This is a genomic window from Sutcliffiella cohnii (assembly GCF_002250055.1).
In the GTDB taxonomy this organism is placed as follows: Bacteria; Bacillota; Bacilli; order Bacillales; family Bacillaceae_I; genus Sutcliffiella; species Sutcliffiella cohnii.
Genome location: NZ_CP018866.1, coordinates 3,230,079 through 3,253,736 on the forward strand (window position 1 = coordinate 3,230,079; position 23,658 = coordinate 3,253,736).

The 23,658-nt window shown below is 37.4% G+C and carries 21 protein-coding genes and 1 other annotated feature; of the genes, 2 read left to right on the forward strand and 19 right to left on the reverse strand.

Annotated elements, in window-relative coordinates:
- Both nadC and nadB read right to left on the reverse strand, forming a co-directional pair.
- Window positions 1-843 carry a carboxylating nicotinate-nucleotide diphosphorylase gene (gene nadC / locus BC6307_RS16235; RefSeq protein ID WP_066414332.1) on the reverse strand — a complete coding sequence of 281 codons (843 nt, stop codon included), beginning with the start codon at window positions 841-843 and terminating at the stop codon, window positions 1-3.
- Between the two features lie 13 nt (window positions 844-856).
- A complete protein-coding gene (gene nadB / locus BC6307_RS16240; protein ID WP_066414333.1) occupies window positions 857-2,398 on the reverse strand; it encodes an L-aspartate oxidase in 1,542 nt (513 codons plus the stop codon).
- A 146-nt stretch (window positions 2,399-2,544) separates the two neighbouring features.
- Between nadB and BC6307_RS16245 the strand changes: the two genes are divergently transcribed.
- Entirely contained in the window at window positions 2,545-3,675 is a 1,131-nt protein-coding gene (locus BC6307_RS16245; protein WP_066414335.1) for an IscS subfamily cysteine desulfurase, read from the forward strand.
- Window positions 3,676-3,692: 17 nt separating this feature from the next.
- On the forward strand, window positions 3,693-4,229 hold the full coding sequence (locus BC6307_RS16250; RefSeq protein WP_066414336.1) for a transcription repressor NadR: 537 nt from the start codon (window positions 3,693-3,695) through the stop codon (window positions 4,227-4,229).
- Window positions 4,230-4,332: 103 nt separating this feature from the next.
- Here the strand turns inward: BC6307_RS16250 and BC6307_RS16255 are convergent, their stop codons facing one another.
- The 17 genes from BC6307_RS16255 to BC6307_RS16335 all read right to left on the reverse strand — a co-directional run bounded on the left by BC6307_RS16255 (window position 4,333) and on the right by BC6307_RS16335 (window position 23,457).
- Window positions 4,333-10,452 (reverse strand): pullulanase, encoded by a 6,120-nt coding sequence (locus BC6307_RS16255; protein WP_084380312.1) that lies wholly within the window; start codon window positions 10,450-10,452, stop codon window positions 4,333-4,335.
- 223 nt (window positions 10,453-10,675) lie between these two features.
- Window positions 10,676-11,125 (reverse strand): ACT domain-containing protein, encoded by a 450-nt coding sequence (locus tag BC6307_RS16260; RefSeq protein WP_094366333.1) that lies wholly within the window; start codon window positions 11,123-11,125, stop codon window positions 10,676-10,678.
- A 62-nt stretch (window positions 11,126-11,187) separates the two neighbouring features.
- Complete coding sequence (gene obgE / locus BC6307_RS16265) at window positions 11,188-12,471, reverse strand: GTPase ObgE (protein WP_066414340.1); 1,284 nt, start codon at window positions 12,469-12,471, stop codon at window positions 11,188-11,190.
- Window positions 12,472-12,501: 30 nt separating this feature from the next.
- Window positions 12,502-13,032, reverse strand: coding sequence for a Spo0B C-terminal domain-containing protein (locus BC6307_RS16270; RefSeq protein WP_066414345.1), 531 nt, complete (start codon window positions 13,030-13,032; stop codon window positions 12,502-12,504).
- A 241-nt stretch (window positions 13,033-13,273) separates the two neighbouring features.
- A complete protein-coding gene (rpmA, locus tag BC6307_RS16275; RefSeq protein WP_066414347.1) occupies window positions 13,274-13,564 on the reverse strand; it encodes a 50S ribosomal protein L27 in 291 nt (96 codons plus the stop codon).
- A 13-nt stretch (window positions 13,565-13,577) separates the two neighbouring features.
- Window positions 13,578-13,904, reverse strand: coding sequence for a ribosomal-processing cysteine protease Prp (locus BC6307_RS16280; RefSeq protein ID WP_066414349.1), 327 nt, complete (start codon window positions 13,902-13,904; stop codon window positions 13,578-13,580).
- A gap of 13 nt (window positions 13,905-13,917) precedes the next feature.
- Window positions 13,918-14,226: a 50S ribosomal protein L21 gene (gene rplU, locus BC6307_RS16285; RefSeq protein ID WP_066414352.1), complete on the reverse strand. Its 309-nt coding sequence runs from the start codon at window positions 14,224-14,226 to the stop codon at window positions 13,918-13,920.
- Between the two features lie 12 nt (window positions 14,227-14,238).
- Window positions 14,239-14,320, reverse strand: a sequence feature (ribosomal protein L21 leader region).
- 44 nt (window positions 14,321-14,364) lie between these two features.
- Window positions 14,365-15,816, reverse strand: coding sequence for an Rne/Rng family ribonuclease (locus BC6307_RS16290; protein ID WP_066414354.1), 1,452 nt, complete (start codon window positions 15,814-15,816; stop codon window positions 14,365-14,367).
- 18 nt (window positions 15,817-15,834) lie between these two features.
- Entirely contained in the window at window positions 15,835-16,701 is an 867-nt protein-coding gene (locus BC6307_RS16295) for a M50 family metallopeptidase (protein ID WP_066414356.1), read from the reverse strand.
- The gene (locus BC6307_RS16300) at window positions 16,694-17,470 is read right to left on the reverse strand and encodes a M23 family metallopeptidase (protein WP_066414358.1); all 777 of its coding nucleotides are present in this window, start codon (window positions 17,468-17,470) and stop codon (window positions 16,694-16,696) included. The genes BC6307_RS16295 and BC6307_RS16300 overlap by 8 nt, the downstream gene beginning before the upstream one ends.
- Before the next feature lie 356 nt (window positions 17,471-17,826).
- On the reverse strand, window positions 17,827-18,627 hold the full coding sequence (gene minD / locus BC6307_RS16305) for a septum site-determining protein MinD (RefSeq protein ID WP_066414360.1): 801 nt from the start codon (window positions 18,625-18,627) through the stop codon (window positions 17,827-17,829).
- Between the two features lie 3 nt (window positions 18,628-18,630).
- On the reverse strand, window positions 18,631-19,314 hold the full coding sequence (gene minC, locus BC6307_RS16310; RefSeq protein ID WP_157076618.1) for a septum site-determining protein MinC: 684 nt from the start codon (window positions 19,312-19,314) through the stop codon (window positions 18,631-18,633).
- Window positions 19,315-19,435: 121 nt separating this feature from the next.
- Complete coding sequence (gene mreD, locus BC6307_RS16315) at window positions 19,436-19,954, reverse strand: rod shape-determining protein MreD (protein ID WP_066414363.1); 519 nt, start codon at window positions 19,952-19,954, stop codon at window positions 19,436-19,438.
- Complete coding sequence (gene mreC / locus BC6307_RS16320) at window positions 19,951-20,856, reverse strand: rod shape-determining protein MreC (RefSeq protein ID WP_066414366.1); 906 nt, start codon at window positions 20,854-20,856, stop codon at window positions 19,951-19,953. Before mreC ends, mreD begins: the two co-directional genes overlap by 4 nt.
- Window positions 20,857-20,875: 19 nt before the next feature.
- On the reverse strand, window positions 20,876-21,892 hold the full coding sequence (locus BC6307_RS16325) for a rod shape-determining protein (protein ID WP_066414368.1): 1,017 nt from the start codon (window positions 21,890-21,892) through the stop codon (window positions 20,876-20,878).
- Window positions 21,893-22,169: 277 nt separating this feature from the next.
- A complete protein-coding gene (radC, locus tag BC6307_RS16330; protein ID WP_066414427.1) occupies window positions 22,170-22,841 on the reverse strand; it encodes a RadC family protein in 672 nt (223 codons plus the stop codon).
- Window positions 22,842-22,902: 61 nt separating this feature from the next.
- On the reverse strand, window positions 22,903-23,457 hold the full coding sequence (locus BC6307_RS16335; RefSeq protein ID WP_066414369.1) for a Maf family protein: 555 nt from the start codon (window positions 23,455-23,457) through the stop codon (window positions 22,903-22,905).
- Window positions 23,458-23,658 lie beyond the last annotated feature (201 nt).

Here is a 23,658-nt window from a genome sequence, read left to right on the forward strand (position 1 = left end):
TTAGTTTGTATTTTTATTTCCTACATTAAAGCTAATATCTAATGCACGAGCAGAATGGGTTAGAAATCCTAATGAAATAATGTCCACACCCGTTTCTCCATACTGTGCTAAATTTTCAAGCGAAATTCCCCCTGATGCTTCTGTTACGATATGAGGAGGTACTAGTTTTTTAAATTCGAGAATTTCTTTTGGGGAACGATTATCAAACATAATCACATCTGCCCCAGCTTCAACTGCTTCTAGTACTTGTTCACGTGTTTCTGTTTCCACTTCTATTTTCACCATATGACCTACGTGGTTTCGAACGGTTTGGACTGCATTTGTAATCCCACCACAAAATTCAATGTGATTATCTTTAATCATGACACCGTCATATAATCCGTAACGATGATTATAACCACCGCCTAACCTCACTGCATACTTTTCAAGCATTCGAAGTCCTGGTGTTGTTTTTCTCGTATCACATATTTTTGTTTCACTATTTTCTAGCAGCTGAACTGCTTTATTGGTTAAGGTTGCAATCCCGCTTAACCGTTGAATAACATTTAAAATTACTCTTTCCCCTGTTAATAAAGCTTCCATTTTTCCTTGAACAGATGCAATTACGTCACCCTTTTGGACCACCTCTCCATCTTTACGAAAAAAAGTGCATTCTACATTAGAGTCTAATAATTGATATCCTTCCGAAATAACCGCTTCTCCAACGAATATCCCATCCTCTTTTGCAATTAGCTTTCCAGAGCCAATTGTGTTAGAAAATAAAAACTGCACGGACAAATCTCCGTTACCGATATCTTCTATAAAAAATTGTTCTAACATTTTCTTCAGTTGTATTCGATTCATGAATATCCCCCTCTTACACTAGTTGACTTTCATATTTACAAGTGATGACCTTTTTTTGTTCCCATTCATTTTTCACATATGGAAAATCTGCTCGGTAATGAGCTCCACGACTTTCTTCTCTTGCCAATGCACTTTGAACAATTAAGAAACAAAGCTGTAACATTTGTGCTATTTCTATATCTTCCTTTTGTTCGTATTGTAACGGGAATTCCCAAGCCCGTTCATATTGCTGCAACCATCTTTTTAACGTTAATAAACCTTCTTCCGTTCGTACAATCCCAGCGTAGTCCATCATTTTTTGTTGAATCTCCCGCTTTTTTGGTAATGGAAAATACGGTGAATAGGGAGTGTTTTTGTTATTACGTACAAGTTGGATATTCTCTACAACTGACCCTTTACGCATGATGCATTCTGCTACTCTTTTCGTAAAAACGAGACATTCTAATAACGAATTACTTGCCAGTCGATTGGCTCCATGTACACCATTACACGCTGCTTCTCCAACCGCGTAAAGTCCTTCTACACTCGTTTCGCCTTGGATGTTCGTCTCAATTCCACCCATAAAAAAATGTGCTCCAGGTACAACCGGAATTAAATTCTTCTCTAAAGAAATTCCGTACTGCTTACATAAAGAAGTAATAGAAGGGAACCTGCTCATAAAGTTTTCAACAAGACTTATGTTCAGAAATACACGATTTCCTTTTTGAATTTCTTTGTAAATGACTCTCGCAACAACATCTCTTGGAGCTAAATCTTCGAGGCGATGCTTCCCTTTCATTATCTGTTCCCCAGCATTATTTACAAGATAGGCACCTTCTCCACGGACAGCTTCCGAGATAAGGCCAACCGCTTTTCCACCAATCGAAAAGAGCGTTGGATGAAATTGCATAAATTCTAAATCGACTAGCTTAGCACCGATTTCATATGCCATCGCTAACCCAGTTCCAGTTATAGAAGGATCGTTAGAAGTATAGTAAAATAATCCTCCTGCTCCTCCAGTAGCAAGTACAACAGAAGGTGCATAATAGACGTTACGACTACCATCATTCGCAATAGTTTGGACCCCGTATATTGTGTTATCATGAGCAAGCAGTTGAACGACTGTTTCATTTTCTTTCATTTCAACATTTACTCTTTTTTGTACAAACTCCATTATTTTTTTTCCTGTTTGATCACCACCAGCATGAATAATACGTCTATGACTATGTGCTCCCTCGTGCCCAAACGATAATTTTCCAGAAGGTTCATAATCAAATTCCATTCCTTCATCAATGATCGATTGAACTGCTCGTGGACCTTCCATCGTTAATATGGTGACGGCATCACGGTTATTATGGTGTACTCCTGCTTCTATCGTATCTTCAAAATGATGTACCCAATGGTCATCAGAACGGATTGCTGCTGCAATTCCACCTTGGGCTAAATTTGAATTATTGTTTTGTTTCGTCAACTTTGTGAAAATCATCACATTCATACGCTCACTTAAATGTTTAGCTGTCATATAAGCAGCTAAGCCACTTCCAACAACTATAACGTCTATTTGTTTGTTAGCCATTTTGGGCCTCCTGTAAATATAGGTGTCTTGACACCTATATTTACATAAATTTAAAATAATAACAAGAGTTTTTTACTTTCATATAGTTTTAATTTAATAATTTTATATTTTAACGAGAAATCAAAAAGATATTAGGAGGATTTCACATGATATATTTAGACTACGCAGCAACAACTCCGATGAGAAAAGAAGCAGTAGAAGTGTTTAGTCATGTTGCAATGAAGATGTATGGAAATTCTAGTAGTTTACATGATTTAGGAACGACTGCACAGGATTTATTAAATAATTGCCGAGCTGAAATAGCAAAAGACATTGGTGGTCATCGTGATGGCATTTACTTTACTGGTAGTGGTAGTGAAGCAAATATTTTAGCTATTGAAACATTGCTTAATGGTAATAAAAGAAAAGGAACGCACATTATTACTACGAAAGTGGAACATGCTTCTATTTATCATTTGTTTAAGAAGCTTGAAAAAAATGGGTACGACGTTACTTTTTTGGATGTTAATAAAGAAGGTCAAGTAGAGATGGAGCATTTAGGGTCAGCTATTCGACCTAATACGTGTCTCGTTTCTATCCAGCACGCCAATTCTGAAACAGGTACCATTCAACCACTTCGAGAAATTGGGCAACTTTTAAAAGAAAAAAATATACTTTTTCATAGTGATTGTGTTCAAACGTATAATAAGCTTTCTATTGATGTTAATGATTTTCATTTAGATAGTCTGTCCATCTCTGCTCATAAATTGTATGGCCCTAAAGGTGTAGGGTGTTTATACATTAACCCTAAAGTTCCGTGGTCTTCCATCTATGAAGAAGCTTCTCATGAAGGTGGAATGCGTCCAGGGACGGTAAACGTTCCAGGGATTGCAGCTTTTACTACTGCAGCTCAGCTAATGAAGGAAGAAAGAGTACAAGAAATGGATAGAATAGCAACGTTAAAACAATATTTCATTCATATACTAAAAGAGAAAATAAATTCTGTCACAATAGAAGGAAGTATGACACAATCATTACCAAACATTGTCGCACTTAGATTTGCTGGTATAGAAGGTCAGCATATTATGCTAGAATGTAATCGAGCGCAAATTGCTATTTCGACAGGGAGTGCATGCCAAATAGGGGCTCAAAACCCGAGTCGATCCATGAAGGCAATTGGTTTATCAGATGAAGAAGCAAGAGAACTTATTCGAATTTCTTTTGGAAAACATACGACGATAGACGATATTAAATTTACTGTACAAACGTTAGAAAAAATTGTAAATACATGGTTGTAAAGGAGTAGCGAAACCCTATGAATAAAGAGAAAAAAATATTAGGAGATGACCGAAGGCAAAAAATACTATTCTGGTTGAAGACAGAAGCAGCACCATTAACTGGTAGTGAACTCGCAAAACGGACAAACGTTAGTCGACAAGTGATTGTTCAGGACATTTCCCTGTTAAAAGCGAAAAAGGAACCGATATTAGCTACAAGTCAAGGGTATGTTTATTTGCACCCACCAGGTCCAGTAGAGAAAATTGAAAGAATTATTGTATCTCATCATACCCCAGAGCAAACAATTGAAGAGCTTTATTTACTTGTCGATCACGGTGTAACTGTAAAGGATGTCATCATAGAACATCCCGTTTATGGTGATTTAACCGCTTCAGTTATGGTAAGAAATCGAAAAGAAGTAGACGATTTTATTAAAAAAATTGAAAAAACAAACGCGTCTTACCTTTCACAGCTAACAGACGGAACACATTTACACACGTTAGAGGCCGATAGTGAAGAACAAATGGAAGCGGCAATAAAGTCGCTAAAAGAAGCTAATTTGCTGATGGAATAAAAAAGAAGCTGATTCTAAAATCAGCTTCTTTTTACTTTCCATAAAACATAAAACTCAACCTCAATGTCGCTAGTTTTAAACGACTTTCTAACTGGTACACTTATTAAATATTTTTTCTACGTTTTTGATAAAAAATGCTACCGCCACCACTAGCTAAAAGAATAGCACCTATAAAAAGCCAGTTATAAATGGATGAAGCAGTTTTAGGAAGTTTTGCACCTTCTGTTTTTGGAGTCTCTCCACCATTTTTACCTTTCCCTGGCTTGTTTCCTTCTCCAGGTTTGTTTCCGTTTCCTGGACTGTTTCCATTACCAGGATTGTTCCCGTTTCCTGGACTGTTTCCATTACCAGGATTGTTCCCGTTTCCTGGGTTGTTTCCATTACCCGGATTATTCCCGTTCCCTGGATTGTTTCCATTCCCCGGATTTTCTCCCGGAGGTGTTTCTTCCTCTTCTTCATCGTTAAGTTTACTTACTTTTATGACAACCGTAGTAAGTGGATCTAATACAATATTTTGGTCCGTCAGTTCAAAACCTGAACGTTGTGGAACTTCAACTATTCCAGCTTCATCATCGTCTACAAGTACAGTTCCACCCGTTAAATCCTCAGATAGCGACAACGTTCTAACATCGGTATCAGCGTTAACAAATACATAGTACGCATCTCCGTTTGTTGCTTCATTTCGGTACGCAATAACAGTATCATGTTCTCTTACTTCAGGAGCATCGACCATTGTAATTTTTTCATCTACTAACTCTTTTGAACCGAGTGTGAAAGCATCCGTTGATCTACGTAAAGCAATTAACCCAGCAGTATAATCTTTTGTTTCCGTATTAACTGGATACAATTCATCGTTCGTTACTTTCTCCCAGTCGAAACGGTTAATAATGTCCGACGAATCGTAAGAATCATGAATAAAATACGGGTATAGGAATGGGTTACCACTTTCGTCCACCATATAAGTCGATTTATACGGAGCCTCTGTTGCTTCTGCTCTCCATTGTTTTGTACGTCCGTATTCTTGACCAGCATGGATAAATGCTGTTCCTTGTGCAGTTAATACCATTGCATTTCCTATTCTAATACGTTTATGAATTTCTAAATTGTTTTCTTCAATATCTGGGTCCTTCTTTATAGATTGAGCAATAACATCATATAGCGTTAAGTTATCATGAGCTTCAATGTAAGGAACTACATCACCTGGTTGATCAGCAACAAAGTTATGTGGCTGTGCTTTTATGTTATCAAAGATCTGTTGTACGTTTCGAGCACCACCCGTAATAAATCTTGGTTGTCCTTCACTTCCAAAACCAGACTTGAGCTCATTTCTAAATTCATCGGAGAAACTTCCTACTGCCTCTGTATATTGCATCCACTGTTGGTCAGCAGCTTGAACAGGCTCTCCTTCGTCTCCTGCATACGTTACCCAACCTTCCCCAATCATTACAATGTTAGGATTTAATTCTTTTGCTCTATCAAAAGCCATTTGAATACTTTCTGCATCATGGTCTCCCATCATATCAAAGCGGAAGCCATCTACTTTAAACTCATCTACCCAATATAAAATAGAATCTACTAACACTCTTCTTGCCATTTGATGAGTCGTACCTAAACGTCCACCACCAAAACTTGTTCTCGGAGTACCATCTGCATCCATGAAATGATAATAGTTTGGCACTAAATCTTCAAAAATAGAAACTCTCGCAGTATGGTTGTATACTACATCTAAAATAACACCCATGTCACGCTTATGAATTTCGTTTATTAAGTTTTTAAACTCTCTTATTCTTAGTTCTGGATCATTCGGATTTTCAGAATACATACCGGATAAGGAGAAATAACTATGTGGGTCATAACCCCAGTTATAATTCGTGTTTGTCGAAGCGTACTGCAACATTCTTTCATAGTTACTAAGCTCATCACCAAAGAAGTAACTCATTACCGGTAACAATTGAATATGTGTTACCCCTAACGATTCGATATAATCTAATTTTTCCACGAATGACGCAAATGTACCAAATTGTGCAGTTAATTCGTCAGCAATATTAGGATCAGACGTAAAGTCACGAACGTGAACTTCATAAATAATCGCATCCTCACGTTTTTCAAATCCTGAAATAGTTGCATAGTCTAATTCTGGACCAATGTTAGATGGATCCACAATGGCAGCCTTTCCGACGGGATAGTCCATTTCGTGACTCCATGCAGCCATCGATTTTGCGTAAGGATCTAATGTTAATTTAGCCTCCTCGCCGTGTGTAATTCGATAGTGATAGTAATACCCTTTATGACTACTGAGTCCTGTATTTTGTCTTGATAGAGTAATAGACCATACTCCTCGGTCACCTAATTCCATCGGTATTTCTGTTACTATTTCAAATTGATCATCCTTGTCGTATAACACTACTGTTACATCATCTGCTTTTGGTGACCATACTTTTAGTCTCGCTGTTCCGTCGGCGTATAATGTCGCGCCAAGGTTACCTTCATATCCATACATCTCATCGATTAGACGCCAACCTGTTTTTGCGATGATTGTACGTTCACCGTATGTGATTTCGTACGGAACTTTTTCTAAATCAAATTCTCCATGCACGATTACACGTCTACTATCTTCAACCGTAATATGTGTGAAAGAGACTTCATTTCCTTCGTTATCTTTTATCTTCAACTCTTCCGCAAGTTTTTCTACATCAAGACCTTCCGTTTTAGAGAACGTTAAAGAAATCTTTTTATCAGAAATTACTTCACCCGACTGTAGGGTAATTGGAATAGCACCGTAAGGGTCAGTGAAAATTGCATCTTCTCCTTCTTTTACGAAGAGCATTTTATGCTGAGCGAGTGATTGAAACGACATATCACCAGTTTGAGCTCCTGTCTCCTTATTAACAAAAAGGAAGCCAATCGTTTCTGCATTTTCCACTAATGAAATATCATAATATGCACCATATTTATTTACACCAGCTGCATCAGTTGCACCATTCGGCCATGAACCTGCAGATTCTGAAGGGATAGTAACATCTCCCCAATTCCACATTGCCCAACCATCATAGTCGCTGTTCGTTCTATCATAGTGAATTCGAACAGTGTTTGCTGGTAAGTCAACTGGTTCGTATAAAAATACTTCGTCAGAGCCTTCTTTAATCCAAATTTCATTTATTTCAGATGAGAATAATTGTACTACTTTGTCTCCACCATCTTTATCCCCATTTGTTCTATTTAGAACTAAGAACCCTATATTAGACGCATCACTCTTTATCGGTACATCTACATAAACTCCATAGTCCGTTACGTTATTTGGAGAAAACGGTGTCCCACCAGATGGCCAATTATCAGATGGGGATTGTACATCTCCCCATAACCATAACCCTAAGTTTTCATAACTATTGTCCGTTCGTTGATAGTGAATACGAAGTGTATTTTCACCTATTTCCCCTGCATCGTTCGGTAGAGGAACTGGTAATTCGTCACCATTAAAAGTAAGTAACACCGTTCCGCCATCCTCTTTAGCTGGAATCGGGATCGTTACAGTACCTTCCTCGGAAGCTGTATACGTTTTATTCGCATAATGGTCTGTTACGACAGCTTCACTTGAGTCGAAATGAAGAGCTACTTGTTTTTCCGTATTATCAACATTTAAGCCTACTAAGACGTGTTCATCATTATAAGTTCGAGAAAACATTAAATATTTGTCACGATCAGACCCTGCTATTTTTTGTCGATCACCTTTTGCGAAAATTTGCGAGTTAACATTTCGGAAGGATAGCAACTTTTGATAATGTTCTAATACTTCATTACCTTCTACTTCAACCCAAGGCATGTTTGGTCGATTTGTATAGTATGGGTAATCATTTTCACCTGGTAAGCCAAGCTCTTCTCCATAGTAAATAACTGGTTGACCTTTTGCTGTTATTTGTAGAGATGCTGCTACTTGATATTTACCTAAATCACCATCTACTAATTTCAAGAAGCGATCTTCATCATGACTTCCTAAAAATTGACCGAAAGTAGCTGTGTTGGATAGTTTATTATTACGATTTTCCAATTGATTTTGTACAGCTTCTAACTGGCCGTTCGCGAAATCACGAGCATAATTTTTAAAATCAAAATCTAGTAACGAATCCATCATGCCGTTCTTTAAATATCCTTGGTCATCGTTAATATGTGCGCCCCACGATTCTCCAATTAATTTAAACTGTGGCATATCTTTCGTTAATTCATTTTTAAAAGCCTGCCATGTCGTATTTTCTACATGCTTGACCGTATCGACACGGAAATAGTCAATCGTATTTCCATTAACTGTTCTTGATTTATTAATCCAATCTACTTGCCATTGAATGATTTGTTCTCTTACATCCGCATCCTCTGTAATAAAGTCCGGTAATCCAGCCAGTTCCCCACGTACCGTTGCATCACCTACATTATCCCCTTCACGGAGCATCCCGCTAAATCGAGCACGGTCTTCTTCTGTTGGATAATGTGGTATACTACTATTTTTTGCATCCGATTGCTTTAACCCGTAACCGGCATGATTCAATACAACATCCACCATAATTTTTATTCCACGTGCATGTGCCTCATCAATTAACTCATGGAAGTCAGCCATTGTACCAAAATGTGGATTCAACTCACTAAAGTTACTAGCCCAATAACCATGGTAGCCATAATACGGTTCTCCTGGCACTGGAGTCCCCACATCAAACTTAATATTTTCTACTATTGGATTAATCCAAATCGTATTAATACCTAACTCATCTAAATAATCTAGCTTTTGGGTAATTCCTTTAAAATCTCCACCTTGAAACGTTCCTCGTTTGGATGTATCGTACCCAATTCCGTACGGGTCGTTATTAGAGGAATCGCCGTCAAAAAATCTGTCTGTTAATAAAAAGTAAATAACTGCCTCATCCCAATCAAAGTCAGCTTCTTCACCTGTAAAAGTTCTTGCTTTCACTTCAAGTGTTACTTCTGCTTCATGTTTGTTTCCAAATTGGTCTGTTGCTACTATCGGCAATGTTTTCGTGCCAGCTGTAACATGTTGATCCACCGCAATCGAGATCTCCATTAATTCACGATCAATCTTTACTTTATTACTTCCACCAATACTAGATAAATCAACATAAACTTCACGAAATGTAACTTCCTCATCGGATTCCACTTGGACAGCTATAACCGCATTTTCGTTATAGTTAATTGAATCCGGTTGTACAGATCCCGTCAATTGAACATCTACTTGCCCATGTGTAATAATTGATTTTCCATCAATAGTATTATAAGTATCCAGAACTTCCTCTGTTATGCCATCTTTCGTGACAAAAAAGCTGTATTCATGCTCCCCTTGTGGGATATTTTCATAAATGAAGTGAAACCACTCATTTTCGCTATCTCTTGTCATTTCGTACCGTTCGCCTAATAGAGAAAGCTCCACTTTTTCTATACTTTCCATTTCATTTGCTTTAAAAAGCTCTGAATCTCGATAAAAGAAATGCGCATCGCCATTCTCAATCGAAGGTCCAACTATATCTGGAACGGTAAAAAAGCTTTCTTGTCCACTCTGCACACGGACTTTCGTAACGTTTTCATTTTTGCTTAATACAATATTTCGGTCAGCATCAATGTCTTTCTGCTCCCAATTACCTTTTCGAATGATAAATCCAACATTATCAGCGGAAGGACTGACAGCAATGTTAGCAATCGCTTTCCCATCCTTTATTTCTGAAAAGAGAATTTCGTCATCTTTTACACCAGTACCCCAAACCCAAAGATTCCAGCCTTCGTAGTTTTGATCTTGTCTTTCATAAGTAAATTCGATATACCGTTGTAAAGAGGGGTCTTCTTCTTCATTTCCTTCTCCTAATACAACGAACTTACTGTTCCCATTTTGATAACTTTCGTTTAACGGATCAGTGATCCAAACGTCTTCATCTACAATAAATTTATATTCATACGTATTAGGAGGAAGCTGAATACTTTTCGTCCATATTCCACCTTCAACTTGTTCCATTTCAATTGCGTCGGCTGCCCAGTTAGTAAAACTGCCAGCGACTCGAACTCTTTCGGCTTCACTATTTTCATAGAAAAAACTTATCGTCCCATCTTCACTAATAACAGGACTCTTTACTGTTTCCGCTGTTACAGTAGGTATGTAACTTGGAATCATCGAGATTAACAATAAAAGCGATAAAAAAATCGAGAAAGCTTTACGAAACCTTTTGCTAGTCATACGTGTACCCCTTCCATTTTTAAATTATTGTGAAAACGTTTGCGCAAATTGTAGTAATAAAAGAAAACCGCTATTATCAGCAAAAAAGAATATTTATGCAAACGCTATCATTCTATATTAAAATTACTATGATTCTATTAATAAAGCAATAATATTTTTACTTTTCATTCTATTTTCCTATGAGGGAAATTAATATAAAAAATGCTTAAGGATATGTACATCCTTAAGCACCCGAGCTCAAAACTTCTACTTTATCAACAAATTCTAACTTTTTTAATGTTCCTAGTAATGAATTTATATCTTCATTTAATCCAGACATATCTAAAGATAACGTCACATTCGCTTTTCCTTGTAATGGAATCGTTTGGTGAATGGTTAAAACGTTACAGCCTGCGTTAGCTACGATAGATAGTAGCTGAGATAGCGCCCCTTTTTGATCTTCTAAATGAAAAAACAAAGTCGTAATTTGTTCTTTTACCATCATATGAAAAGGAAATACTGCGTCCCGATATTTATAAAAAGCACTGCGACTTAAATCTACTCTTTTTACCGCTTCAGCAACGGAATGTACTTTTCCACGCGCTAACATTTCTTTCGCATCGATTGCCTTTTTCATTGCTTCTGGTAAAATATCTTCACGTACTAAGTAAAACTTTTCATCTAGCATGACCATCCCCCCTTCATAAACAATATGAAAGAAAAGAGAGGACAAAAGCTCCCCTCTTTCCTGTTTCTCTACTCTATAAACTCAAACTCATACTCCATGATACGAACGATATCGCCATCCTTCGCTCCTCTTCCACGTAGTGCCTCATCAACACCCATTCCACGCATTTGACGAGCAAAGCGACGAATCGATTCTTCTCGTTCGAAATTCGTCATTTGGAATAGCTTTTCAATTTCAAATCCAGAAAGCTCCCATATACCAGCAGGGTCTCTCGTGATTGTAAACTGTGGAGCTTCTTTTTCATGCTTATATAATACACGTTGTTCAATTTCTTCTAAATCATGTAACGGATATTCTGGCGCATCCTCAAGTTCATCTGCCACTGCAAATAACAATTCACGAACACCAGAACGAGTAATTGCAGAAATAGGGAATATTGTTATATCTTCTCCTACTTTTTCGCGGAACTCTGCTAATTTTTCTTCAGCATCTGGCATGTCCATTTTATTAGCTACAATGATTTGTGGTCTTTCTGTTAAGCGAAGATTATATTCTTCCAGTTCTTTATTAATCGTCACGTAATCTTCGTATGGATCACGGCCTTCTGTGCCAGCCATATCAATTACGTGTAGGATAACGCGTGTTCTTTCAATATGACGTAAAAATTGATGTCCTAAACCGACACCAGAATGCGCACCTTCAATTAGTCCTGGTAAATCTGCCATGACGAAGCTTCGATTGTCATCTGTTTCAACCACTCCTAAGTTAGGAACAATTGTCGTGAAATGATATTCAGCAATTTTAGGCTTCGCTGATGAAACGACAGATAACAATGTAGATTTTCCTACGCTTGGAAATCCGACTAGTCCAACATCCGCTAATACTTTTAATTCTAAAATAACATCTCGCTCTTGGCCGGGTTCCCCATTTTCTGAAATTTCCGGGGCTGGGTTAGCCGGAGTTGCAAATCGAGAATTCCCTCTACCACCGCGGCCTCCTTTTGCTACTACGAATTGTTGTCCATGAATCGTTAAATCCGCTATTACATCTTTCGTTTGTTCATCTAGTACAACCGTACCCGGTGGAACTTTAACAATTAACGGCTCCGCATTACGACCATGCTGCCCTTTACTCATCCCGTGTTGACCTCTTGGTGCTTTGAAATGGCGCTTATAACGGAAATCCATTAACGTACGTAATCCTTCTTCTACTTCTAAAATGACATCCGCACCTTTTCCGCCATCTCCACCAGCTGGTCCACCTTTTGGAACATATTTTTCACGACGGAACGCAACCATACCGTTCCCTCCGTCGCCACCTTTAACATAAATCTTGACCTGATCGACAAACATTTCTTTCACTCCGATCTACTATTAAAAAAACTACTTACTGTGTAATATACATTCAAACGTACATTCTTTTTCGTTTATCGTTTTATTTTCTACATTGAATAAAGACTGCTCAGCAAACCACTTCTCTACTGAAGCTTTCTTTTTTATTATTCCACTTATATCAAAAAAGAAACGGATTATGTTTTCATCCTTTTGAATACTTACTAAAAGATTATTATCGTTTATTTCGTCCAAAACTTCTTCTAGCATATCAAACATGGAAATAAACGTATAATATAGCGCTTCATCAAATTCTCCAAGATTGATATCACTATTCCATACTTCATATTCTAGCTTGAACATTTTAGGGTCCCAATGAAACGTCAAAAACAACTCCGCTAACTTTGGAGCATTAATGTTAGACAGTGATGATTCATGCTGCGCTTCCATCACGATCTCTTCAATTAATTCATCTATTCTTTCAAATCGTTGTAGCGTTAAATTAGCTTTAATCAATTGGATTTTATTTAACCAATCGTGCCTTGTATGGCGCAATATTTCTATTGTATCCCGTTTAGTCATTATAAAATTTCTCCTACTTTTTTCGAAGTCTATGTATATTCAAATTATAACAAAGAAAGGGGAAGAAAAATATATGTATTATAAGAATAGTAGCCCTTTGTTCGTTTTCTAAACTAGCTATACAACTATTCATTGCGCTAGCTGTGCCTTATCATCTCAACCCTTTGCATATACCCCTGTACAATCTCGCAGAGCAAAAAATAAAACTCTAACCAAAACGGCTAGAGTTTTATCATAGTGTTTAAGCTTCTTGAGCTGCAGGATATACGCTAACTTGTTTGCGGTCACGACCTAAACGTTCGAACTTAACAACGCCGTCAACTTTAGCGTATAACGTATCGTCTCCACCACGTCCTACGTTTTCACCTGGATAGATTTTAGTACCGCGTTGACGGTATAAAATTGATCCACCAGAAACGAACTGACCGTCTGCACGCTTAGCGCCTAGACGTTTAGAGATAGAGTCACGACCGTTTTTAGTACTACCTACTCCCTTTTTGGAAGCGAAGAACTGAAGATCTAATCTTAACATTGAGATCCACCTCCTATTTAGAAATGGTTATATATTTTTCATAATCACGTTCAATTGTTTCTAGAGAGACAAGCATGCCTTCAAGTAACAATTGAATTTTTTCTTTTGTTGATTCATCTAAATCTGTAGGAATCAAACAGTGAAGAAATCCGTCTGCTCCTTGCTCAATGGCAGGAGTTATTCCGGTTAAGGAGATAATAGCATTTACTGCTCCGAATGAAACAGCAGATACTCCAGCACATACGATGTCTGATCCTTTTTTCGCAAAATTAGCATGTCCACTGATTGTAAACGATTCGATTTCATTATGTTCGTTTCGTCTAATCTTTACTTTAACCATTAGTTACACCACATTACGCGTTGATTTTTTCAACAGTAACTTTCGTGTATGGTTGACGATGACCTTGCTTTTTACGGTAGTTTTTCTTCGCTTTGTATTTGAATACAGTGATCTTTTTCGCACGACCTTGTTTTTCAACTTTAGCCGTTACAGAAGCTCCTTCTACTACTGGACTACCAACTTTAACGTTTTCGCCACCAACAAAAAGAACTTTGTCAAAAGTAACTGTATCACCTTCAACAGCATCAAGCTTTTCAATGTAGACTACTTGACCTTCTTCTACTTTGATTTGCTTACCACCAGTTTCGATAATTGCGTACATACTTGCACCTCCTCATAGACTCAGACTCGCCAGTGTCAGGTGTCTAACACGAATGTTATCCTTGTAAACCTTAACTGAGCGGTTGTAGCACGGTGCGCTACAAACTAACAAAGAACATCATAGCATAATATAAAGCTTTTAGTCAATATGTTTCAACGATTGTATTCGATTCTTTGCTTCTTCTTCACTACCAACAAAGCGAATGTTGTAAAACGGATTTTTTTCCACTGGGTGAAAGTAAATTTGGTACGGTAGAACTTGATTAGGAAGCATTTTAATTACGTCTGTTGATGCTTCAATAACAAACGCCTCTATATCTTTTCCTTTTTGCTCTGCAATTTCCCGTTCTAATTTATATACAACGGTCTCTACGGAGTTAACCATTCCAGCACCATTACAACAGTTACATTTATCCATTAACAGCTGGGTTAACGGTTCGCGAATTTTTTTTCTCGTAACTTGTAATAAATCTAACTGTGTAAAACCGACAGGAATGACCGTTGCGCGATCTGCTCTTATTTCTTCTTTAAAAGCAGCTAACACCTTTTCCCGTTCACTTTCATGTTTCATTTCAATAAAATCGATAATAATAATCCCACCGATATTACGTAAACGAAGCTGCTTGGCGATTTCTCGAGCGGCTTCTTCGTTTACTTTTAAAAAGGTCGCCCCTCGCTCTGTTTTTCCAGTATACTTTCCAGAGTTAACATCAATTACCGTCATCGCTTCCGTATGTTCAATAATGATGTAGCCTCCACTCGGCAACCAAACGATTCGCTTTAGTGCTTTATTTAACTCTTCCTCTATTCCATGTTTTGAAAAAATATTTTCCTTGCCAGAATAAAACTGGACATTGTATTCATGCTTTTTTAACCATTGAAACGTGTCACTGTCATCGACTACAATTCGGCTAATCTCTTCCTTTTGGACATCACGAATAACCTTTTTTACGATATTTTGGTCTTCTTTTAAAAGTTGAGGCACTTTGGAAGGATAGTCCGCCTTCTTTTGAATTTCTATGTACTCCTGTTGAAGCTGTTGTAGCTCTTGTTCCACAACGTTCACTTGTTTCCCCTCAGATGAAGTTCGAATAATGATGCCCTCTTCTTTCGTGCACCAAGAATTAGCTAGCAATCGCCACTTTTCTCGTTCATCCTTATTCATTTTTTTAGAAACTGATTTGAATCGTCCAAATGGTTGGTAAACGATATATTCCCCAGGAAACTCAATTAACCCAGTTAATTTAGGGCCTTTCATTCCTTCTCCCTCTTTCACAACTTGAACGACAACCGCTTCTCCTTCATGTATCCATTTTGAAATACTCGTCTTTTCCTTCTCAGATCTTTTAAGAGTAGAAACTTGATAGGATGCGATATGATCACGATAAAGAAAGCCAGGGTCCTTGCCCCCAATGTCGACAAAGGCTGCTTGCATCCCTGGCAATACTTTTATGACCCGACCTATATAAATATTTCCTTCTGTCTTTTTTAACGTTGGTCGATCGATGAAAAATTCTACCACTTTATCTTTTTCTTTTATTGCAATACGCTTTTCCGTTCCACTTACGTTCATCCAAATTTCTTTTTCCATAGTTCCTCACTACCTCGATTAATATGAATACAGAATATCTCCAATATTAATCGACGTCAACTTTTCCGCAAAATAAGCGTGTAATAATTCATTTTCATCAAGTGGTTCTTGTTTCGCGTTTCCTTTCATAACGACGATACTATGTTTACAATCACGTTTAAACTGATACAGCACTTGCAATAACTTATCCTTTTCATCTACAACAATTGGCTTTAAGCTCGTAAACTCATTTTTCCTTCCGTAATACCTTTCAAGTAAAAAACGAATAAACACGTAATGACGCTGTCGCCATTCTTGAATTAATGAAAAAAGAAGGAAGGCTACGATAATCCAAACGTTTAAGTGTAGCGGTGCAACGATTAAATATAAAATAGAAAAAGCAATTAGAAAGAAAAAAGAAAAGCGCAATGCTTTTTCATGTGCAATCGAAAAGGCATAGTACTTGCTTAAGAGAATAAATAATAGCTTTCCACCATCTAGCGGCCAAATTGGCAATAAGTTTACGACGAGAATCATCACATTAAAACTAAAAAACATTTCAAATGTTTGTAGGGTAATGACTTCCCCGATATATAGGAAATATGCGAGAATAGCAAGCCACACATGCTGAAATGGACCAGCTAAGATAACAATAACTTCTTCCTTAACTGGTCTATTCCCGTGTTCTTCCATTTCCGCGACACCGCCGAAAGGTAATAGTAATATTTGTTTTATTTTCCATTTAAAATGAGCTGCTGCAAACCCATGTCCTAGTTCGTGAACAAGAACGATTGAAAACAAAAGAAGTAGTTCCCAAAACTTCGCAGTTAAGATGGATAATCCGATAATCGCCCAAAAAACCGGATGAATATGAATTTTTCGTAATACGTTAACGTATCTATTCAAATGATATCACCTGTGTAGGATCGATAAATTGATCGTCTTTTTGAATGGCAAAATAAAAAACACCTTTCGTTCCATCTTCTGATGCGCTCGTTCTTCCTACTTCTGTTCCTTTTGGTACAAGGTCAAATAGTTTTACATCGACACTTCCTAACTGTCCATACCAGCTGTAAGAGCCGTCGACATGTTGTAGAATAACCGTTGTTCCTGTATCTGATTTATTGCCTGCAAATGTAACCCAGCCCTCGTTCATAGCAGTTACGGGAGCATGCACGTCTGTTTCGACCATAATGCCTTGACCGTTCGTTTCAAAATTTTCCATCACTCTACTTGATGCTGGCACGGCATATTGAATGTCTGTTTGCTCGTTACTTGACTTGGAACCTGTTCCAGGAAAGAGTGCTAAAGCATCACCAAATTGATTTTCATACCAATTCGTAAAGGCTGCAAATTGAAAGCTTTCTTCCATGGAACGTTCCACAAATTGACGTGGTTTATCTAATACTGCTTGTGGTTGTTTGAACATAATAGCAATAACTAGTACTAAAATTGCGGAAGCTAATACTTTAAATAAAAAGACTTCTTTATGAAAGAGCGGATGTTCGTTCGAGCCTCCACCTTCGTATACGGAAGTGTACGATGTTTGTCCTCCATATTTTTCGTCTTCTTTCATGACGTATGACGTTATTTGTTTTTGTTTGACACGGTTGTTTAAGCGATCGTGTTTTCGTTTCGCCGCTCTTTTTTTAAATTCTTTAACTCGATCGTTCATATAGACCCCTTCCCCCCGCTTTGTTTGTACCATCATATGACTTGTCCGGCTCTAATATGACCAAGCCTTGGAGGAAATTTTGTTTTGTTTGGATGAGGGTCTAGCTGAAAATAGACGTGTTTAGAAAAATAGCATTTAATTATAGACAACATTGATTATTGTTATACGTTTAGCTAGTCCGTTTCACTCGCTGTTTTAATTCACATCGAACCACCTATTTCATCTCGCCTGATGCAAATTTATTCACGGCATGCTATTCTTTCTCTTGCACCTATCCATTTTAAATAATTGCCTTTACAGGACGTAAAGAAAGCGACTCTCACAAAATGTGAAAGTCGCTTTTAATTGTTTTTGTATTATCGTACACCAAAGAATTTTTTGAGTTTGAACATAACGCCTCTATTGTCGTCTTCTAGCGATTGTAGTGGAACCGATTCACCTAAAATGCGTCTTGCGATGTTTCGATATGCGATGGACGCTTTGCTCGTTGGGTCCATTGCAATTGGCTCCCCGCTATTAGATGCACGAATAACACTATCGTCATCAGCGACAATTCCAATAATATCAATTGCTAAAATAGAAACGATTTCGTCTACATCTAACATTTCGCCATTTTTTACCATATGGTTACGAATACGATTGATTACTAGTTTTGGAGGTTCGATACGGTCCTCTTTTTCTAGTAAACCGATAATTCGATCCGCATCACGAACAGAAGATATTTCTGGCGTTGTTACAACAATGGCACGGTCCGCTCCAGCGATAGCATTTTGGAATCCTTGTTCGATACCAGCTGGGCAATCAATAATAATATAATCATAGTCTTGCTTTAATTCGTCTATTAATTTTTTCATTTGCTCCGGTTTTACAGCAGTTTTATCACTAGTTTGGGCTGCTGGTAAAAGCTTTAAGCATTCAAAACGTTTATCTGTAATTAAGGCTTGATGTGTTTTGCATCGTCCTTCTACTACGTCTACTAAATCGTAAATAATGCGGTTTTCTAACCCCATGACTACGTCTAAATTACGTAATCCTATATCTGTATCGATTAAACATACTCTTTTTCCCGATAATGCTAGAGCTGTTCCAATATTTGCACTTGTCGTCGTTTTACCGACTCCACCTTTACCAGAAGTAATTACAATAGCCTCTCCCACTTGTTACATTCTCCTTTCAAGCCTTGTTAACATCGGTCTTAGATGCGAAAGCATTTGTAAGCGGTCAATGACAATATTCTTATCTAGAATATAGGCGCATTCCATCTCATTCGATCCTTCTAGCTGTTCCGATAAGTCTGGCGCGCGATTAATCGTATCACTAATGGAAAGCAGTGTTGGCTTCATAATACTTGCTGCTATGATGGCATCATCTTTTTCAGCTTGTCCAGCATAGGCACTTCCTCGTAAGGAGCCCATTACAAATATATTTCCTCCTGCTTTCACCGTTCCTCCTGGATTTACATCTCCTACTAATAGAAGATCTCCTTCCACTTCCAGAACTTGCCCCGATCGAATCATTTTCGCGACAGTAACAATTTCAGATTCACGCTTCCACGCTAATGCTTCTTCCTTTGTTACAACATTACTCTCAATTGATTCTACAATAAGATTTTTCTTGCTGCGTATAATATCTCGTAGTTTTTCTTTTTGTTTATTTGTTACATATCGGTTACCGACTTTCAGCCGGACTCCTAGCAATGGAGAATCATCTTGGTTGCTATTCGATGTTAGCTTCCGTTCTATTTCTTCTACTAATTCTTGAAACGAGCACGTATCATCGAGATGCAACGTAAGTCCTTCTTTTGTTCCCTTTATTGTTACATATTGTTGTTTTTGTTTACTCACGACGTTCACCTCAACGTATAACCAATTCGACACAAGGAATCGTAAATCCTTTTTCCTACTCCTATTTTAATTGTATAGAAAAAATAAAAAAAAGAAAGACTTCGTTTTAAACTAAATAATATTAATCTTCATTTTCATAATAAATAAGTTTTTCACAAAATTTCTTTAAAGGATACATTAAGAGAATTGTCGCTATTCCATTAAACGCTAATGTTGGTACTAAACGTAATAACAAAAATTCTTGCTGTACCATCCTTGTACTACCAATAATGGAATGAACTCCATATGCAAAATATTCGACAAGTGTAATCCCTATTAGTGTTACAAAAAACACAACGACAACGTTTGCGTGTACGATTTTCATTATTTTAGAAACAATATAAGACATAACGGTGAAAGCAAACATGTATATTCCAATAATGTCGGTATATACAACGTCATACAATAAACCGAAAAGAAAGCTATATACAAGTCCATACGACTCGTTAGCAAAAATGGTTACTAGTATAAGAGAAATAATGATTAATCTTGGAACGATAATCCATTCTTCATTCATTTGACGGAGAGGAGTGACATCAATGAAAATACTATCTAAGATGAACAGCGATAGGATGATAAGTGGTAAGAAATATTTCCTCACTCCGCTTCCTCCTCTAGGTCTTCTTCCTCAACTTCTTCTTCAACCTCAAACGAATCAAGTTCTGATACCATGTTTCTTTTCACAATCATCACTTGTCTAATATCGTAAAAATCTGCAGCTGGAAGCACGTATGCCATTTTTGTTAAACCGTACTCATCTGGAACTACTTCTAACACTTCACCGATGAATAACCCTTCTGGGAAAATCCCACCAAGACCAGACGTTAATACTTTTTGACCTTCTTCAATATCCATATCATGTTTAATTCGTTTTAATAGTAAAGCCCCTCGCTCTTCGTCCCAGCCTTCAATTAAACCGAAAACCGTTTCTCCATCTGTTTGAACGTAGGCAGAGATTCTATTTTGTGGGTCTAACGAACTTAACAGTTGAACAGTAGAAGTAAATGGTGTGGTAGCTTTTACTTTACCAATTAGTCCGTTTGCCGTGATTACGGCCATATTTTGCTCGATGCCGTTTTGTTTCCCTTTGTTAATTATAATTTGCTCGCGCCATTGGTCTGGGTTACGCCCAATAACGGTTGCTGGAGTAGGATCGTAATCACGCAACGTTTCTACTTCACCAACTAGCTCTCTAAATTCACTGTTTTCTTTTTCTAACTGTTGAACTTGCGTCTCTAAGAGCGTGTATTCTTCTAGTCTAGCACGAAGAATTTTGTTCTCCTCGTAAGTGTTTTTCAGTTGATCAACATTCTCAAAGAAACCCGCGACGTAATGTGCGGGTTTATAGAAAATGTTTTGGACAAAACCGGTCGTATCTTTTAAAAATTGTTCAGGCCATGTTAATCCGTCCCGTTCTTTTAAAGAGAAACCTATTAATGCCACTAGAAAAATTAAGCTCACTAACAAGATGATCAATCTTTTGTTAAGGAAAAATTGTGGCACTTTTTCACACCTTCTTTATTTAACGATAATCTTTTGCTTTTTTCTTAAATTGATCAATATAATCTAACGATTTACCAGTTCCGATTGCAACACAATCTAATGGGTTTTCTGCAATTAAAACAGGCATTTTTGTTTCTTCTGCTATTACTTTGTCTAAATTACGTAGTAGCGCACCGCCTCCAGTTAGGACAATTCCACGGTCCATAATATCTGCTGCTAATTCTGGCGGTGTACGTTCTAACGTCGCTTTTACAGAGTCAACAATAGCTGTTACTGTATCTTTTAATGCATCTGCCACTTCATCAGCAGAAATTTCAATCGTTTTCGGTAAACCAGTTAATAGGTCACGTCCACGAATATCCATCGGTTCAATGCCTTCCGTGTCGCCAGCAGAGCCTACTTCTAATTTTAACTGCTCAGCTGTTCGTTCACCAATCATTAAGTTGTAATGCTTACGGATGTATGAAATAACCGCGTCATCCATTTCATCTCCAGCAACGCGAATCGATTGGCTCGTAACGATACCACCTAAAGAGATGATTGCTACTTCTGTTGTACCTCCACCAATATCAACAACCATACTCCCTGTTGGTTCCATTACCGGTAAGTTAGCACCGATTGCTGCAGCAAATGGTTCTTCAATCGTATAAGCATCACGTGCTCCTGCTTGTCTCGTTGCATCGATTACTGCACGCTCTTCTACAGCTGTAATGCCTGACGGTACACATACCATTACGTACGGCTTACGAGCAAACATTCCTTTGTTTTTGAGCGCTTTTTTTATGTAATATTTCATCATCGTTGCAGTTGTTTCGTAATCAGCAATAACACCGTCTTTCATAGGACGTAATGCTACTACATTTCCTGGCGTACGACCAATCATGTTTTTTGCATCATTACCGACTGCGACAATGTTTTTTGTATCTGTTTGTAAAGCGACAACAGACGGTTCCCTTACAACGATACCTTTACCTTTTATAAAAACTAACGTATTAGCTGTTCCTAAATCTATACCAAGATCTCTCGTACCAAACATATTATTGTATCTCCCTTTCTGATACTATTTCCATTATTTCTTTGATGACTGATATTTTTGAGAGGTGATCATGTATGGACGAAATTGCCCATCTATATTGTTCGTTCCATGTTGTTTTTTAATGATGGTAAAAACAAAAAGAATTGAGAATGTGGACTCATGCGTTCATCCACAATACGTTCTAATTATACTTTCCAATTTAAAAATATATATGAGGACTTTTCCTCTCAAAACTCATGAATAATATTATAGCGTACAGTAGCAAAAAATCATAGTATTACACGTACCCTTTTTCTTTTAAACTAACGAATTTTTGATCACCAATGATAATATGATCTAACAGTTCAATACCGATTAATTTCCCACATTCATTTAAACGTTTTGTTACTTCGATATCTTCTCTGCTTGGTGCTGGATCTCCGGACGGGTGATTATGAGCACAAATAAAAGAAGCAGCGGAGCGACGAAAAGCTTCTTTAAATATTTCTCTAGGATGTACGATCGATGCGTTTAAGCTTCCGATAAATATCGTTTGTTGGTGAAGCACTTGATTTTTTGTATTTAAATATAAACATACAAAATGCTCTTGGGATAAAAATCGCATATCTTCCATTACATAGTTTGCTGCATCTTGTGGAGAGCGGATAACGTAACGGTCCTCATATTGTAGACGATGTATACGTCTTCCGAGTTCTACCGCAGCTAAAATTTGTACAGCTTTCGCTTCTCCGATTCCTCTAATATTGGTCATCTCTTCAATTGATGCATCTTTTAATAGCCGAAGACCTTCAAAAGACGTTAATAACCTGTTTGCTAGTTGAATGACGGATTCTTTTTGTGAGCCGGTTCGAAGTAGTATGGCAAGTAGTTCATGGTTAGATAGGCTTTTCGGCCCTTCTTTAATAAGTCGTTCTCGCGGTCTTTCATCTTCTGGATAATCCCTTATCATTAATGGTAAAGCTTTCAACTCTTATCCTCCTTACATACGATGATAAGGGCAAGACGTCCATTTAAAATTGAGATAATTCACGCACTGTTCTAGCCAAAGGTAGTCCAACAACAGAAAAATAATCACCATCAATTTTTTTCACGAATAAAGCACCTAACGTTTGAATTCCATATGCACCTGCTTTATCCATCGGATCTTTACTTTCTATATATTGTTCAATTTCTTGACTGGATAATTCCCAAAACGTAACAGAAGTTTTTTCGTAGAAGACTTTTTCTTGTTGTGCAGAACATATTGCGACACCTGTAATAACGTGGTGCGTTTGTCCACTTAAACTAGATAGCATCTCATAAGCATCCGCTTCGTTTTTAGGCTTTCCTAAAATATTATTTTTTAGGACAACAATTGTATCTGCACCTATAACAATTGCATCACTTTCATCTTTCCATACATCTTTTGCTTTTTGTAAAGCTAAACTCATTGCAAGTTTTTCTGGAGATTCGTTTGGATCAAATGTTTCTTCAATAGAGCTGACTTTCACTTCGAAGGAGAGATTTACTTGTTGGAGCAATTCCTTTCTTCGTGGAGACCCTGAGGCTAAAATGAGGCGTTTCATCTGTTTGTTCACCTTTCTATATTGGGATTAGTTTCAGAAATGAGAGATACATATCTATCGTACCAAAAAAATAAGTATTGGACAATTATGGATAATATTTTCATTAGAATATTTGCTTTTTACAGGTCAGTGTGATGAGGTACACATCAATTATTATTTTATTATACGTTTTTAGTTAGTCCGTTGCACTTCGCTACAGGT